The sequence below is a fragment of the Streptomyces sp. NPDC057486 genome (assembly GCF_042802415.1).
GTDB classification, from domain to species: Bacteria; Actinomycetota; Actinomycetes; order Streptomycetales; family Streptomycetaceae; genus Streptomyces; species Streptomyces yanii.
In genome coordinates, this window is sequence record NZ_JBHVEE010000018.1 from 84,099 (window position 1) to 99,006 (window position 14,908).

At 68.3% G+C, this 14,908-nt stretch carries 14 protein-coding genes and 4 pseudogenes; 9 read left to right on the plus strand and 9 right to left on the minus strand.

Features of this window, described 5'->3' with window-relative positions; all coding sequences use genetic code 11:
- Positions 1-267 precede the first annotated feature (267 nt).
- Positions 268-477, plus strand: coding sequence for a hypothetical protein (locus tag ACFU6I_RS11845; protein ID WP_384364188.1), 210 nt, complete (start codon positions 268-270; stop codon positions 475-477).
- Positions 478-655: 178 nt separating this feature from the next.
- Here the strand turns inward: ACFU6I_RS11845 and ACFU6I_RS11850 are convergent, their stop codons facing one another.
- Positions 656-919: a transposase gene (locus tag ACFU6I_RS11850; RefSeq protein ID WP_384364212.1), complete on the minus strand. Its 264-nt coding sequence runs from the start codon at positions 917-919 to the stop codon at positions 656-658.
- Positions 920-991: 72 nt separating this feature from the next.
- The gene (locus tag ACFU6I_RS11855) at positions 992-1,594 is read right to left on the minus strand and encodes a fasciclin domain-containing protein (protein ID WP_384364190.1); all 603 of its coding nucleotides are present in this window, start codon (positions 1,592-1,594) and stop codon (positions 992-994) included.
- Between the two features lie 218 nt (positions 1,595-1,812).
- On the opposite strand from ACFU6I_RS11855, the pseudogene ACFU6I_RS11860 reads away from it, so the two are divergent.
- Positions 1,813-1,960 (plus strand): annotated as a pseudogene (locus ACFU6I_RS11860) (IS5/IS1182 family transposase); the annotation flags it as partial.
- Between the two features lie 138 nt (positions 1,961-2,098).
- Here the strand turns inward: ACFU6I_RS11860 and ACFU6I_RS11865 are convergent.
- The 4 genes from ACFU6I_RS11865 to ACFU6I_RS11880 all read right to left on the minus strand — a co-directional run bounded on the left by ACFU6I_RS11865 (position 2,099) and on the right by ACFU6I_RS11880 (position 7,645).
- On the minus strand, positions 2,099-3,130 hold the full coding sequence (locus tag ACFU6I_RS11865; protein WP_384364192.1) for a M14 family zinc carboxypeptidase: 1,032 nt from the start codon (positions 3,128-3,130) through the stop codon (positions 2,099-2,101).
- Positions 3,131-3,141: 11 nt separating this feature from the next.
- Complete coding sequence (locus tag ACFU6I_RS11870) at positions 3,142-4,344, minus strand: M14 family zinc carboxypeptidase (protein ID WP_384364194.1); 1,203 nt, start codon at positions 4,342-4,344, stop codon at positions 3,142-3,144.
- Positions 4,345-5,229: 885 nt separating this feature from the next.
- Complete coding sequence (locus ACFU6I_RS11875; protein ID WP_384364196.1) at positions 5,230-5,826, minus strand: AAA family ATPase; 597 nt, start codon at positions 5,824-5,826, stop codon at positions 5,230-5,232.
- A gap of 685 nt (positions 5,827-6,511) precedes the next feature.
- Complete coding sequence (locus ACFU6I_RS11880; protein WP_384364198.1) at positions 6,512-7,645, minus strand: PP2C family protein-serine/threonine phosphatase; 1,134 nt, start codon at positions 7,643-7,645, stop codon at positions 6,512-6,514.
- A 312-nt stretch (positions 7,646-7,957) separates the two neighbouring features.
- On the opposite strand from ACFU6I_RS11880, the gene ACFU6I_RS11885 reads away from it, so the two are divergent.
- The 5 genes and pseudogenes from ACFU6I_RS11885 to ACFU6I_RS11905 all read left to right on the plus strand — a co-directional run.
- Positions 7,958-8,233 (plus strand): AAA family ATPase, encoded by a 276-nt coding sequence (locus tag ACFU6I_RS11885; protein ID WP_384364200.1) that lies wholly within the window; start codon positions 7,958-7,960, stop codon positions 8,231-8,233.
- 328 nt (positions 8,234-8,561) lie between these two features.
- On the plus strand, positions 8,562-8,942 hold the full coding sequence (locus ACFU6I_RS11890; protein WP_030976601.1) for an FKBP-type peptidyl-prolyl cis-trans isomerase: 381 nt from the start codon (positions 8,562-8,564) through the stop codon (positions 8,940-8,942).
- A gap of 126 nt (positions 8,943-9,068) precedes the next feature.
- On the plus strand, positions 9,069-9,653 hold the full coding sequence (locus ACFU6I_RS11895) for an NADAR domain-containing protein (RefSeq protein WP_384364214.1): 585 nt from the start codon (positions 9,069-9,071) through the stop codon (positions 9,651-9,653).
- 87 nt (positions 9,654-9,740) lie between these two features.
- Positions 9,741-10,580: a DUF2461 family protein gene (locus ACFU6I_RS11900; protein ID WP_384364202.1), complete on the plus strand. Its 840-nt coding sequence runs from the start codon at positions 9,741-9,743 to the stop codon at positions 10,578-10,580.
- 181 nt (positions 10,581-10,761) lie between these two features.
- Positions 10,762-11,272 (plus strand): annotated as a pseudogene (locus tag ACFU6I_RS11905) (integrase); the annotation flags it as partial.
- A gap of 33 nt (positions 11,273-11,305) precedes the next feature.
- On the opposite strand, the gene ACFU6I_RS11910 reads toward ACFU6I_RS11905, so the two are convergent.
- Positions 11,306-12,211, minus strand: a complete 906-nt coding sequence (locus tag ACFU6I_RS11910) for an aminoglycoside phosphotransferase family protein (RefSeq protein ID WP_384364204.1) — start codon at positions 12,209-12,211, stop codon at positions 11,306-11,308.
- 121 nt (positions 12,212-12,332) lie between these two features.
- A pseudogene (locus ACFU6I_RS11915) lies at positions 12,333-12,461 on the minus strand (IS256 family transposase); the annotation flags it as partial.
- Between the two features lie 174 nt (positions 12,462-12,635).
- On the opposite strand from ACFU6I_RS11915, the gene ACFU6I_RS11920 reads away from it, so the two are divergent.
- Positions 12,636-13,871 (plus strand): competence protein CoiA family protein, encoded by a 1,236-nt coding sequence (locus ACFU6I_RS11920; protein ID WP_384364206.1) that lies wholly within the window; start codon positions 12,636-12,638, stop codon positions 13,869-13,871.
- A gap of 242 nt (positions 13,872-14,113) precedes the next feature.
- Entirely contained in the window at positions 14,114-14,512 is a 399-nt protein-coding gene (locus tag ACFU6I_RS11925; RefSeq protein ID WP_384364208.1) for a hypothetical protein, read from the plus strand.
- An 18-nt stretch (positions 14,513-14,530) separates the two neighbouring features.
- Here the strand turns inward: ACFU6I_RS11925 and ACFU6I_RS11930 are convergent.
- A pseudogene (locus ACFU6I_RS11930) lies at positions 14,531-14,749 on the minus strand (IS630 family transposase); the annotation flags it as partial.
- Between the last annotated feature and the right edge of the window lie 159 nt (positions 14,750-14,908).

The following is a 14,908-nucleotide window of genomic DNA, read 5'->3' on the forward strand; positions in this document are numbered from 1 at the left end:
CGACGACCGCGGCCTGCTGGCGCGGCCGGATTCGACTCGGGTGCATGGCCGGTACATCCGAAGATTGCGTGACGTCGCGGTGGGTGATCTCGGTGTCGTGATCGAGTTATCCATACGCCGCTTCCGCCGCGAGAACGCCGCATGCCCGGCCGTGACGTTCGCCGAGCAGATCACGGGACTGACGACTCCACATAGCCGTTACACCCCGTTGCTGCGAGGGGTGTTGATCAAGTCGGCCCGGCCCTGGGGGGCCGGGCGGGAGCCCGTTTGGCGACAGTGATCGGCATCACGGTGGGCAAGGACACCCTCCTGCGCCTGGTCAGGGACCTGCCCGCACCGCATGTCGGCGACGTGGAGGTGCTGGGCGTCGACGATTTCACCTTAGTCCAACTCAACGGCCACCTTTACCCTCATCTGATCCGGCTTGCGCATGGCGAGAGCTGGGGGGAGCAATTGTCAAAAGCTGTGGATCAGTAGCCGTTCACCATGACTCGTGGTTCAGGCGGATGAGCCCTTCGACAGAGCCCAAGCGGGCCTGCAGGGTGGGGTCTGGGGCCGGGGTGGTGGTCAGCAAGAGCACCTGGGCCGCGCAGGGTGTTCGGGGGCGTAGAGGTCGTCTTCGCCGTCATCGCCGGGAATCGGGTTGGGCTGGATTTCACCCCGCCCTTCGGGGCTCTTCTTCGAGTTCACGGACCCGCCTGCGCAAGGCGGTCACCTCCGCCGAGTCCGACGCCGGCACGGCCGTCCGGGCCGCCGAGTAGGAGCCCGGACGCCGCCCGTCGGCGGCCCGTATCCAGTTCCTGAGCGTCTCAGCGTTGACCCCCAGATCAGCTGCGACCGACTTGATCGTCGTTCCGGCCGTGAAAGGTACAGCGCGGCGCGACCGCGTCCGCCTTGAACTCCGGCCCTTCACCCCCACAGGGACTCCGTTCTCCCAGATCCTCAAGATCCAGTGTCTACGGTGTCCAAGGTCCGAGGTCAGGGCCCCTCTTTAGGAGGGAGGCGTGAGGACTGTGTCGATGAGGTACACGGTGGCGTTGGCCGTCCTGATGTCCCCACAGACGATCTTGGCGGTGTCGTTGACCTTGAACGACGTGCCCGATCCGGAGGTCTTGAGCGTGGAGCCCTCCAGCGTCTTGAAGCTTCCGTTGGGAAGCTCGCTGGGAGTGATCGTCTTGTCCACGACGTGGTACTTCAGGACCTTCTTCAACTGCTCCTTGTTCCTGAGCAGGTCGACCATCTGTGTTCTGGGAATCTTGTTGAAGGCCGCGTTCGTGGGAGCGAAGACCGTGACGTGCTTCGCGTGATTGAGCTTGGTGGTGAGGCCGGCGTCCTTCAACGCAAGTGCCAGTTTCGTCAGTCCCGGGTTGTTGGCCGCCGCTGTGGCCACGCGTTCCTTGGCCATGGCGGCGGTACTGCCCTTGCCGCTGTGCGGCAGCGAGGAGCATCCCGGGCCGAACGGGCTCGGTGTGCTCGATGGTCCGGATGCAGCGCTGTCGGCGAATGCCTGCGGGGCGAACACTCCGAGTGAAAGTGGGAGAGCCACCACAGCGGTCACCGTTGCGGCGGTGGTGCGGAGGTAATATGCACTCATATCGATGCCTCTTCCCTCTGGGTGGAGGTCCGTGAGTGGTCATGACAAACCTGGTGTGGCTGACTTGGCAGGGGTGCCGTTGGCACTGTCCTGACATGCGTCAACAGGCCACCAGTCCCAGCGTAGACATGACTCAACGGGACGCGCACCCTGAGGACGATTGGGGTGGCACGGCGCCTCCGGTCACAACTGCACTGACCGCTGACTGCGGGCACAGCGAACGTCTCGACCAGCAAGGACACCGGCGGAACCGAGGGTCCCGAGGCGGCCGGCCCACCGGGGTTCGACAGCGAGCGCTACAAGAAACGCAACACCGTCGAACGCGCCATCAACAGGCTGAAGGGCTTCCGCGCGGTCGCCACCCGCTAGTGAGAACGCGCCTGCATCTACCTCGGCACCCTCACCCTCGCAGCCCTCGTGATCTGGCTTTGAACATGATCCGAGAATCCCCCAGTGCGGTGGGCCCCGCGCCGTGGGGCGAGGCCCAGCCGCGTCCGGCAGTCGTCAGCTGCCGCCGCACTGCTCCTGCACGGCGAACGGAAGGCTTCCGTAGCCTGAGACGTCGTACGAGCCGAGGGAGCCGTCGGCGGCTGCCGTGAGAACCGCCATCGTGGGGATGGTGAAGAGCCGTTCCAGCTGGCCGTTGCTCTTCTGGCCGACCGAGCGGACCTCGTAGAAGATCGCGCCCTTGGTCGGCGTGTGCAGCACCGGCTGTTCGCCGACGGGGGCCGTGCCACCCATGAGCATGCGGCTGAAGACGGCGTTGGTGATGTCGATGAGCGGGTAGTGGGCGACATTGGCCAGACCGTAGTGGTCCAGCGCGTCGACGCTGGCCATGGCCATCTGCCGGTTGGTGAGCCACTGTTCGGCTGTCATCCGGGACGGAGCGATGGAACGGGCTCCGATCTGGAACTGGTTGAGGTCGTTCGTTCCCGCGACCACCGGGGCCTGACCCATGTGGTGCAGGTCGAGGCTCAATTGCGGGGCGGTCCGGCGCCACAGCTTCCAGTAGGCGACCGACTCCGGCTGGACGAAGTTCTCCCAGTCACGGTTGAGGTCGGTACGGGTCGGGGTGGTGCTCTGGCGGATGTTGGCCTCAGCGCCGTCCGGGTTGTACATGGGGAGGACGACGACGGTGAGTTTCTCGCGGATGAGGCGGGCGGCCGGGTCGCCGCTCGCCAGGTGCCCGAGGATCTGGAGGACGGCCTCGGTGCTGTGCAGTTCGTTGCCGTGGATACGGGCCTGCAGCCAGAAGACGGTCGGCCCAGTGCCGACGGTGGCGTACAGCAGCTTGCGTCCCTCGCCCGACAGACCGGCCGTTCCGACATTGACGAGTCCGTGCGAGGTCCGGGCGATACGGTCGAGCTGCCGGACCACGTCGTCGTATCCCGCGACGCTGGCCAGGCTGACGTTCTGGTCCGGCTGGATGCAGGGCCCGCCCGGCAGATGCGCCGGGTCCGCCGAGGCGGTGGAGACGCCGGCCAGTCCGGCAGCCAACGCGCCGGCGGCCCCGAGCAGTGTGCGTCGTCCGATCATGGGTTCCTCCCTCACAGGTCGTCGCGCGGATTGCCGATGGACGGGCCGGCCGGCGGAATGTCGTAGTAGCGGGCCGGGTCGACGTTCTGGATGTCACCGGTGGCGAGGCTCTCGAGCGTGGTGCCCATCCCGATGAGCGACTGGCGGATCAGCATGCCCATGGACTTCTGGGCCACCGAACGCGTCTCGTAGAGCATGATTCCGGCGCCGTTGAGTGCGTAGGATCCGAGCGCGGTGCCCGGCAGTTCGACGTCGGGGTAGCGGGTGATGCCTCCGAAGCCCGACTGGCCCAGGGCGCGCAGGGTGTCCCAGACGAGCACATTGACCTGGTAGCCCAGGTCGCGGGCGGCCGGGTCGAGCGGATATCCGGCGGTGCCCTTGGTGACGATGCCGACCAGTTGGAGCGTGGTGAGCTGGTTGTCCGTGTCGGACTGCGTGTTGCTGCCGCGGTGGTGGTGGTCGATGAAGACCTTCGGCCGCATCCGCTGGAAGACCGCTGCGGAGGTGCGCGCCTCGGGCGTTACGAAGAAGCCCGGCAGCTCGGAGCGTCCCGGCAACAGGCCTTCGCCGCCGGGCTTCAGCCGGAACGTCAGATCCGGGTGGAAGTCGCGGTTGATGTCGTAGCCGGAGACCCGGCCGGGCTCCAGCAGCGTACGGGGCAGATACCACGGCGCCGGTGTGCCCGCCGCGAGTCCCCATTCCTGCGGTGTCCAGCGCTGGGTGTTCTGCCGCCGCTGTACGAGGAAGCCGTCGGCGTTCCGGAAGTCGGCACCGTCCATGTTGAGCCGCGGGATGAACCAGACCGCGAGCCGGTCGAGGACCGCCTTGACGGTCGGATGCGAGCTGGTGGCGAGCGTCTGCATCAGATGCAGCGCGACCTCGGTGCCGAGAGGTTCACCGCCGTGGATCTGGGTCTGGATCAGTACCGGGAGCTTGCCGGCGGCGGGCTCGCCGAACCGTATGAGATGGATGGGCCAACCGCCGGCCGAGTGACCGGCCACCTCCACGGCCATCCTGCCCTTCGAACGGGCCGCGATGCTCTGGAGTTTGGGGCCGAGTTCGGAGTTCGCCGTCAACGCGGCCTTCTGGACTGTTTGTTCCGGCTGGATCCACGGCCCGTTGGGCCGCGACTGCGGTTCCGCGTAGGCCGACGGCTGGAGAACCGTCCCCACCCCGAGGCCTGCCATCCCGGCCAGGATCGTGCGTCGACGCATGTGCTCTCGCTTTCCGGTCGATGGGAGGGATCCCCCCGGTCCCCTCCGACAAGAACGATTGCAGCGATCACGGTCTGTCGGCCCAGTCTGATTCCCGGCAGCGCGCATGACAAGACATCAGCATCCTCTGTCTTCACTGCTGTACCGGGGCAGGACCCGGCATCGGCCCGGCCGGTCATCGAGGTGCTGGGGCGCCAATCGGGGCGGACGGCCCGGGGTGATCGCTCGGCCGTCGGGCTCGTTGCCGTCGATGGCGGCGGCCGTTGGCGCCGCGACGCCGCATTCACGACGAGCTCCGCCGCCAGGTCCGGGAGCCGGAGGCCGCGCCGTCCTTGCCCGCCTCGCGAAGGGGTTGTGAGCTGCTGTCGGTTTGCTGAGCTGAAGTGAGTGGTGGTGTGGGGGAGTGGGGCCTGTCGGTGGGTGATGCACACCGATCACGGGGCCCCGTACACGAGTCGGGCCTTCGCGGACGCCTGCCGCCGGGCCGGTGTCCGCCAGAGTATGAGCACGAGTGCGCGTGCGGTGCCTGGGTCCGGATCACTCACAAGGACACTCTTGCCCAGCACTCCATGCCGGAGGGGGAGCGGTGCCCCCTGTCCGGAGAGTCGAGAGTGGCTCCTGCCGCCGTTCCCCGTCCCGCCGCGAACGGGTTGCTGTGCATGGTGCCCCCCGCGCCGACCCAAGGGTGAGCGAAGCCGGTCAGCAGCAGCGGCGGCTCCAGCGTGTACGCGATCCCGGCCGGCCAGCCCGGAGGGCGGTGGTGAGCACGACCAGGAAGCGGTGATCACGGCGTTCCCGGCGCCGAGGTCCTGACCGGCACGGTGTGGTCCTTCTTCCCCAGGCGCGGGGCTTGGGCGGCGGCGCCTCGGCGGCCGGCGTCCTCCGTCAGTCGACGGCCTCGCGGATGCGGGCCGGGAGGGTGTCCCAGGGGCGGCAGGGGACCACGGGGAGGGCGTAGGTGCGGGCCTGCTGGGCGAGCCAGTGGGAGTAGCGGGCGCTGACGTCCGCGCGTTCCGTCTGGTCTCCGTCGTCGGGTTCGCGGGTGGCGTAGTTGGCAGCGATTTGCTCGGGTTCGTCCTCGTGCAGGAAGACCGCCCGTACGCGGCGTCCGGCGGCCCGGCCGTCGTCGACGGCCCGCGCGGCGGCGGCCGGGGCGAGGTAGTCGCCCTCGATCAGGGCGGGTGTGTCGACCGTCAGGCGGTTGCGGACGACGCCCAGGACGGCGGGCTCCAGGGCTTGTGCGGTGGCGATCTGGAGGGCCAGTACCTGATCGTTCGTCAGGCGGGCTGTGTCAGGGGCGTGGTCGAAGTGGTGGAGGGCGGGGTGGTGTTCCGCTGTGGTGATGGCCTGGACGGCGCTGACGACGTCGTCGAACTCGACGATGAATCCGTCCGTCCCGGCGGCGAGCCGGGCGGCGGCGCGGCTCTTGCCGATGCCGGAGGCTCCGCCGAGCAGCAGTATGTCCCATGTTGTTCCTGTCACGGGGTGACCGTATCCCGTGGCTGCCGGCTTGTGCCGCGGGTTTCCACGGCGGCCGCGGCTTCCGGCAGGGCGGCTCGCGGGTCACTGCGGAGACCGGCGCCTCTCGGCGGTGCGGCTGGCGAAGGTCGCCCGCCTGCCGGTCGTGGGTGCCGTGGCTTCCGGGAGGGCGGTGACACGGCGCCGTCCCGGAAGCGTCAGGACGCTGGCGCCCATCAGGGTCGGCCTGGGCGCCGCTGACTCACTCTCGGTGCCGGGTGGGGTGCCCGGGCTGTGACGCGCGAGCGGGTGGGGTGTTCGTCACCTGGATGGCCCGCAGCCGGCTCGTCTGCTGGTGTCTGGTCGCCTATGGGGCGTGGTGAGTGGTGTCCGGTGCAGCACCGGAGCTCTGCCGGTCCTTGTCCTCCGCCGCATCACCCACCCCGCCCCCCCCAGGGTGCTCCCGGTCCGGCCGCGGGGGCTGGAGCATCTGCGGGGCTGATCCGTCTTCGTCCCCCATCCCCGCGCAGCCGCTCATCGTGTCGCGGTCCGACGCTTCGACCTTCGTGTCGGAACTCGCGGAGTGCACGCCGAATCTCTGTGAGAGCCCGCAGCCAAGTGGCGGCGAGCTCACTCACCTCACCGGCCAGACGCCCACCAAGCGCGCGTGCCGGGCGGTGCGACGGGGCAAAGCTTGCCGGGAGGGGTACTAGGCAGGCTCGGCTTGCGTCCGATCGGCGGACGAGGTGGCTGTGCCATCCCGCGCCTCCTGCAGGTGGGTGACGGCCAGGAGCGCGGCGTCGTCGTCCAGGTGTCCGCCGGTGTGCCGGGCCAGGTCGGCGAGGAGGGTGTCCAGGATCGCGCCGGGGTCCGCCGGGAGGGGGCGGGACATGTGGGGCACGGGGTCGTAGAAGACGCCGTGACGGTCGCGGGCCTCCACCACGCCGTCGGTGAACAGCAGCAGGGTCGCGCCGGGAGGCAGGGGATACTGCTCCACCGGCACCCGTGTGCGGCCCAGGTCGCCCAGGCCCAGCGGCAGCGTGGGATCGGTCGGGTCGAGTGGGCGTGCCCGGCTTTGGTGGACGAGGAGCGGTGCACAGTGCCCCAGGTTGGACAGGCGCAGGACGGAGCCGTCGGCGGGGATCTCGATGACGACGGCGGTGGCGAAGGACTCCGCCCCCTCCACGTCTTCGGCGTTCAGCTCCTGCATGCGTTCCTCCAGGCGGCCGACCACGCCGGGCAGGTCGGGCATCCGGGTTGCGGCTTCGTGGAAACTGCCCAGCAGCCCGTTGACGGTCCTTACCGCCCCCATTCCCTTGCCGCGCACATCGGCAATCATCAGCCGGACGCCGTGGGGGGTGGAGCGGATGGCGTAGCAGTCGCCGCCGATGGCGGCCTCCCGTGCGGCGGCCTCGTACCGGACGGCCACGGCCAGCGGCCCGATGCGGTCGGGGGGCGTGGGGAGTACCGCGCGTTGCACGGCTTCGGCGACCTCGCGGGTGTCCTTCAGTTGCTGCCGGTAGCGGGCCATCAGCCGGTTGAGGACGGCGGCCAGGGCCGTCAGGGCGACGACGGTGGCGAGCTGGGCGGGATGGGGGTGGAAAGGCCCCTCGCTCACGACGGGCACTTCGAGTTCCCCGATGACGATCGACGCCACCCCGGTGGCGATCGTGCCCGTCAGGGAGAGCACGGGTGCGGCCAGCACGGGTGCGGCCGCCAGGAGAGGGAAGGTGTTGACCCCTTGGGTGAACAGATCGACGACGATCGCGGCCACGATGACCGCGGCAGGCAGAAAGGACGGCCAACGCCTCTGGCCGACCAGATGCGTGCGGTCGTGTCTCATTCCCCGTCTCCCTGCGCTTCAGAGCCGGTCGTGGAGAGGCCCCAGGTCCCAGTCTGTGCCGTGCTGCGCCCTGCGGCGACCGAAGCCCGGTCGGCCCGCCGCAGCCGACGGCCTCTTCCAGGCTCACCGCCGGAGCCTTCCGACGGCGCCCCGTGACGCTTCCAAGATCAGGACCGAGCCGGGTTCCCAGGCACATGGGCGACCTGACCGGGATCGGCAGACCGGGGACGCACCAGCCGGCACACTCGGGGGCTCAGACGGCCTGCGAGGCCTCCGTGGACAGGCCAGCACCTGCCGCATCACCTCGCCCAGGTGGTGACCACCCGCGCGCTGCTGACGGCGCGGGAGAACATCGCTGACACGGTCGCTGCGCGGGCGATGATGTGCATCCACGGCGGTGCCGGGTTCGGTAAGACCCTCGCCGTCAACACCTGCCTGCGCGAACTCGAGGACTCTCGGGGCGAGGAGGTCTGCAAGGTCACCTTCCGTGCCCGTCCCACCGCCCGCGCCGTTCGCTACGAACTCTTCGACACCCTCAACCTCTCCGGCGAGCCGCCCCAGCAGCCCAGCGAGTTCGACCGCTCCTAAAAACAGCCCTCGCCGAGCGGCCCCGTACCTTCCTCGTGGACGAGGCGCAGTGACTCAACGGGGAGGCGTTCGAATACTTCCGCTACTTGTGGGACGAGCCCGCTACCCAGCTCGCGATCATCTTCGTCGGCGGCGGGGGCTGCCACACCGTGCTGCGCTGCGAACCGATGACGTAGCACGCCCAGTCACGCTGAGCATCGTGCTCCGTTGGGCTTGATGCACTCCAGGAGATCAGCGTTCACGGCAGCATGATGATCTACTGCATAGAGTGACCATGCGCCCGGCTGGTCTGTATGAGGGCTTCCGGCGGCGAGCGAATGAGGCTGCAATGAGTGAACTGACGAAGCCCGAGATCGACCTTCCGGAGGGTGACGCTCCCACCGAGCTGACAATCCGCGACCTCGTCGTCGGGGACGGGCTTGAGGCGAAGCCGGGCAGGGTTGTCCAGGTTCACTACGTCGGGGTCACCTTCGAGTCCGGAAAGGAATTCGACACCTCCTGGGACCGGGGCCAGACGTTCAAGTTCGCCGTGGGCGGTGGCAAGGTCATCAAGGGCTGGGACCGCGGGGTCAGAGGGATGAAGGTCGGCGGCCGGCGCGAGATCATCGTTCCCCCACGCCTCGGCTACGGCAACCAGTCACCCTCGCCGTTGATCCCGGCGGGCTCGACACTCGTCTTCGTGGTGGACCTGCTCTCCGTCGCAGTCTGAGGCCTTCTGCTACCCGGCCTCTCCGCCCGGGCAGGAAGCAGCAACCTGGGGACTCCCGTGCCACTCCCGTGATCATCTCGCAGGCGATAGCGTGCGCCCATGACTTGGCGGGGACCGACATATCGGATGGTGGATGGGGAGAGAATCGATGGGGCCTGGTGCCACATCTGGCGGCGTTGTCGACCAGACAGTGAGTACTACCTCGACGACCTGATTGTCTTCGCGGATGGAGCGATCACCTGCGGAGAACGTACGGACCTGCTCCGCAACGACTTCCCTGCACAGATCGTGTTCGCCGGCGAGTCCTATGCGTCCGTACTGCATGGGTACTGGGCGCTGTCGGCGGCCGACGCTTCTGACAGAAGCAGAATCCGGTCTGACAGAAGCAGAATCCGGGATGCGGCCTCCGGCAGAGAGGCGCATGACCTGGGTGGCCAGGCAACGCACCGGAGTGACTGGCCTAACGTTCGGCTCGCGGTCATGGCAGAGCTCCTTCGCGTGAAGTTCACTCAGCACCCTGAACTCGCCCAGGTCCTCGTTTCCACAGGGGATGCCAGGATCAGCTACACCGGCCTCTCGGACTCACCCTTCTGGCGAGATGTCCCCGACGGTCGGGGACGAAACTGGATGGGGCGGTTGCTCGAGCTGACCCGCTCCGAGCTCGTTGCCCAGCAGTTGCTCCGGCCCGAGAACCCCAGCGGGCTGAAGTAGGAAGAGTTGCTGAGCGGTGAGAGTGCTCGACTACGCGCACATCGTGAGTAGACGTGCCGGACTACATCCGCTCCCTGCAACCGTCCTGTGGGATCTCAAGTTCGGCCGCACAATCTCACCGCCCGCTTCATATCGACTGCACTCTCCGTGTTCCTCGACGAACTCGCCCACCGCGCACGGCACATCGAGCTGGCCGGCGAGCCCCGCCGCAACATCTCCCACCGTGTCTGGGGCTACGCCTTTTTGCCCGTCTCACTCTCCGCGCGCGGACCATGGGTGAGCTATCCTGCGCGCATGCGCGGACAGTTCACCGGCTGGCCGGAGCAGGCCATGGACGTGTTGTGGCAGCTCCAGGGCGAACCGACCCACGCGACCCGCGAGCGCTACCGCGCGGACCGCGAACGCCTGGTCCGGCAGCCGATGATCGCCCTGCTCAACGAGGTCGCGGACACCGACCCCCGGTACGAGGACTTCTCCGTCTGGCACTACCGCACCGACTCCTGGTGGTGGCAGCACCAGAGCGCGGTGATCCGGCTCGGCCGCAAGATCGAGATCGGTCTACGGTTCTCCCTGGACGGCCTGCGGATCCAGGGCGCCTGGTGGTACCCCGATCCCGGCCAGGTGGACATGTTCCGCAAAGCCGTGGCCTCCGAGGGGAGCGGCCGCGAACTGTCCGCCATCGTCGAGGACGTGCGGAAGAAGGGCTACGACATCTCCGGGGACGTGATGAAACGCCCCCCGCGCGGCTATCCGACAGACCACTCCCGTACGAACCTGCTGCGCCACCGTTCTCTGATCGCCGCCCGTCCCCTCGGCTGCGAGGAGTGGCTGCACACCCCCGAGGCGGTCGACCGAGTCCTCTCGGCCACCGCTGACCTGGACGCCCTGCTGATGTGGCTGGTCCGCCACGTGAAGCGCGCCGCCTGACATCACGAGGGCCCCGCGCGGCACGGGAGGAACCAAACCCGTGCCGTCGGCCCTGCCCCTGCCGATAACCTCATCCGCCCTGGTGGGAGCCGGTGTGCGGTGATCTTTGGGATGTCGGGCGCGGGGCCCTGCGTCGGCGCGTTCTGGCAGGGATGATGATCACCCGGCATCATGATCGGTCGTGCTACTGAGACTGGCGTACCTGGGCGTGACAAACGCGTTAGCGATGCTGCGACTGCTACCGATGAGCGACCGGGACAAGGACGTGGAAATCCTGGCTCTACGCCATCAGATCACGGTGCTGGAACGGCAACTGGGCGGGCAGCGAGTGCGGTTCACGGCGAGCGACCGGGCGTTCCTGGCGGCGCTACTGCACCGTCTGCCATCCCGGGTGCTTCGCGGGGGCGCGGTTGGTGGTACATCCGGACACGCTGCTGCGATGGCACCGTGATCTGGTCGCCCGCCGTCACGCGGCCCGGTCTCGGCCCAAGCCCTCGGGACGGCCGCGGACCGTGCGCTCAATCCGGCTTCTGGTGCTGCGGCTCGCGCGGGAGAACCCAAGCTGGGGGTACCGCCGCATCCACGGCGAACTGCTCGTTCTCGGGATCAAGGTGGCCGCCTCCACGGCCCGGGAAATCCTCCGGGAGGCCGGGATCGACCCGGCGCCCCAACGGGCCTCAAGCACGTGGGCCTGGCTGGATCAGGCGGGCAGGGGCGGCGAGGGGTCAAGCGGTCTGCTGATAGTCGGCGAGAGCTTGGAACATCGCACGTCTACCGACGCTGGCGAGCACCGGGTTCTTGACGCGGTAGTAGTGCTCGGCCATGAGTCCGAAGCACAGGGCCCAGCCACGCCCTCGCGCCCAAGTCCCGTCGTCGACAGCTGCAGCCTCACGGAACAGATCGCGGGTCTCGGCCGAGAGCAAGGTCCAGGCGACCATCATGTCGCATGCGGGATCGCCGACGCCGAGTCCGCCGAAGTCGATGACGGCGCTGAGTCTGCCCTTCCGCACCAGTAGGTTTCCTGGCAGGAGGTCGCTGTGGATCCAGACGGGTTCGCCGTCCCATTGCGGAAGCCGGAGGACTTCCTCCCATGCGGCGCTGGCCGCCACTGCGTCCACCGTGCCATCCGCGCCCAGGTCTCGGATTGCGGCACGCACGTCGTCTTCGCGGGTCCTGACCGGCCCGCCGCGAAAGGACGCCGGCCCGCCGGTGGCGTCGACCTGCCGTAGGGCCGCGACAAAGCGGCCCAGCTCGACGGCCGCATGGCCCAGATCGACGATGGGCTCGTCGTAGGCATTGTCGCCATCGAGCCAGCGATACACCGACCAGGGCAGGTCATAGCCCTCGCCAGGCACGCCCTTGCCAAGGGGCACCGGCAGGTCCAGTGGGAGGTGCGGAGCAAGGTGTGGCAGCCAGCGCTGCTCCTTGTCGACCTGCCTTGCCGCGCCGGGAATCCGTGGCAAGCGCACGACCATGTCGTCGCCCAGCCGATACATGGCGTTGTCGGTGCCGGCGGAATGCACGTTTGCGATGGGCAACGCAGCCCACTGAGGGAACTGCGTTGCGACCAGACGGCCGACGAGTGATGCGTCGATGTCGACCTCGTCGGCATGCATCTTCGCGTTGGGCACGGATCTCCTTGACGTGGAACGCTCGGAAGCGCCGCGGGCGTCTGCGCGGCACCGCTGCGGATACGGAGCCTATCGACCCTGTTCAAGTCGGTGCCACGACTTTTCGATCAGCTGAGGCCGGCTATGCGACGAGGCTCTCGGGGCGTTCGACGAGGCGGCCGTGTTCGAAGCGCGCTCCGGCTCGGACCAGGGCGACGAGGTGGGGTGCGTTCACGGATCGCCAGCGGGCCTGGGCAGACTCGACGAGCTTGAAGACCAAGAGATCCGACCACCAACCCTCGACGGCTTGCTCGTTACCGACCCACGCTCCTAGCCCGGACACCAGCCGCAAAGTGTCCGTGCGCCATCTGTTCGGAGTTCTACGGCGTGCCGTGCCAGCAGCTGGCCGCATCATGGCAGCACGGCCGGACGGGGGAGGGGCCCAGTGCAGTTGACTGCCGTTCATACCGAGTGGGGGCGGCTGGACGTCACCCTGGAGGATCTGGGCTGCGGCCGCTCGTGGATGGAGATCCACCGGGTGCGTGGTGTGGAACTGACGTGCCCTGAGTGCGGCGGTCAGGTCCGCGCACGTCTCTCCAAGCTCGGCACCCGGCACTTCTACCACCGCACCAAGCCGCCAACGTGCTCGCTGGCCAACGAGTCGCTGGAGCATCACCTGCTCAAGTTGGAACTGGTGACCTGTGCTCGCGCCGCGGGCTTCCAGGCCGAACTGGAGGTCGCCGCACCCACCGGAGAATGGCGGGCGGACGTGATGGTCTTCGGGCCCGACGGCACCCGGCTGATGGCCCTGGAGGCGCAGCTGTCCCCCATCACCGTGGAGGACATCGCGGCACGCACCGGTCTGTACGAGCGCGACGGGGTGCGGGTGTGCTGGTTCGGCTTCCGACCGCGCCCGTGGGTGGGCGCCGTGCCCACTCTCCTGGTCCAGGCCCCCGAGGAACGCGGGCAGGAGTGGGCGGTGACCGCCGGCCTGGCTCGCCTGTCCACGCGGCCGATGAGCTGGTCGCCGACCGCTGCGACGCTGAGCGACGCAGTGTCGTGGATGCTGACGGGCCGGATCGTGCCGCACAAGCCCCTCTCCAGCGCCCGGCGGGTCACCGAGGAAGGCCGCTGGTGGTCCGAGTGGGCAGAGGGCTGGACCAGGTCCTGGAACGACGCATGGCGCCTGTGGTGGACAACCCCCGCCTACGCGGTCTCGGAAGCCGAGGGCGCCCGAGAAGAGAAGGCCGAAGCGCAGCGACGGGCGATCGAGGAACGAGAGAAAGCCAGGAAGAAGGAGGCCAAAGACCGCGCGTACGCCGCGTTCTGGCACCGCACGGGCCTGGACCGGCAGTTGTGGAAGCACTTCCGGGCTCTGGCGGAACTCTTCTTCGATCGAAGCCTGGTCTTCGGCGCGCCGGACTCCCGGTACGGCGACAGCAGGCCGGTCTATGAACGCAGCGGGCCCGACGGCGAGGAATGGACGCTGGTCGGGGTCGCCTGTCCAAATCCGCGTCGCCTGGGGGCCTGGGCGGAAGAACTGGCCCTGCTGGTCCCTTCCGACTACGAGCTGGAAACCCTCGCAGTCCGGGCGTGGGCCCCGTTCCAGGTCTATGTCCTCAACCCGTACACCGGCAGGACGTATCAGGAGCGCGTGCTGCCGGCACCCGTCAGCCCGTAGGGGCCGAGACGCCGGACGGCGGGCACAGGATCCGGCTGCCGTCAGGCCAGGAGCCCGTCCTCCCCGAGGCCGACGGCCGCCGCTGTTGACGCTTCGAGCCGCCCACAAAACCCGCCGGGTCCCCGTCCCCGACTAGTGTTCTGACCGGGAAGGTTCGCCGGGTTACTGGAGGTGGATGGGGTGCGACGACGGAGATCTGGCCAATAGGATCTTGAGCGCAGGCACGGGTTTCGGAGGGCGAGATGGAACAGCCGCGGATACGCCTCGGCAACGATGATGTGTGGCTGGAGCTGGCTCGGACCGGTGCGGACAGCTGGCAGATCACGGCGGATTGGTGTTCCTGGCTGACAGCCGACTTCACTGCGGATCTCAGCGCTGCGGAGGTCATGGACTTCGTGGCGCGGATGCTCTCTCGCCTGCGCGCGCCGTCGGGTGTGCGCTTTTCGGCAGCGGTGACTCCCGGTCGGAACAACCCGCTGACGCTGAAGGCGGAGCCAGTCGGGGACGGTTTCGCCTTTTTCGTGCGTCTGACTCCCAACGGCGACGACGACGTGTGTCATTTGCAGATGGAGATCGATCCGATCGCCACGGTGGAACTTTGTAAGACATTCCGTGCACTGCACGCGGCATTGACGGTCTGACCGCCCGGACCGTTTTGATCAGGCCGCCGTCGTAAGCAGGCGTCCGCCCCAGCAGATGCCCTTCTCACTTCGGACGCGGGCGCGTTCCTTGCGTGCGGCGGCCAGGACGTCGTGGTGGCGGGCGTTGGCGTTCCGCCACCGCAGGTAGGCATGCAGGGCCCTGGTCTGCATCATGCGGTTGGGGTGGTTGGAGTTGGCGATGGTGAACTGCCTCAGCGGTCCGAAGTGCGCCTCGACATCCGGTAAACGAGGCACCCGCCGCAGCAGGGCACGTTCTCACCGGCATTACGTGATAGCTCTTAGCCTTGATCCACCGACGTGGTTTGGGGAGCGATCTTGCGACCGGTTTCGAGCCGGTTTCAGGTCGGCGGTTGGGCACGGCCAGGATGTAGCCGC

Bases quoted from the DNA above. Each gene is read 5' to 3' on its own strand.
- ACFU6I_RS11855 (WP_384364190.1), bottom strand. From the start codon at position 1,594: ATGAGTGCATATTACCTCCGCACCACCGCCGCAACGGTGACCGCTGTG.
- ACFU6I_RS11865 (WP_384364192.1), bottom strand. From the start codon at position 3,130: ATGATCGGACGACGCACACTGCTCGGGGCCGCCGGCGCGTTGGCTGCC.
- ACFU6I_RS11870 (WP_384364194.1), bottom strand. From the start codon at position 4,344: ATGCGTCGACGCACGATCCTGGCCGGGATGGCAGGCCTCGGGGTGGGG.
- ACFU6I_RS11880 (WP_384364198.1), bottom strand. From the start codon at position 7,645: ATGAGACACGACCGCACGCATCTGGTCGGCCAGAGGCGTTGGCCGTCC.
- ACFU6I_RS11890 (WP_030976601.1), top strand. From the start codon at position 8,562: ATGAGTGAACTGACGAAGCCCGAGATCGACCTTCCGGAGGGTGACGCT.
- ACFU6I_RS11895 (WP_384364214.1), top strand. From the start codon at position 9,069: ATGGTGGATGGGGAGAGAATCGATGGGGCCTGGTGCCACATCTGGCGG.
- ACFU6I_RS11925 (WP_384364208.1), top strand. From the start codon at position 14,114: ATGGAACAGCCGCGGATACGCCTCGGCAACGATGATGTGTGGCTGGAG.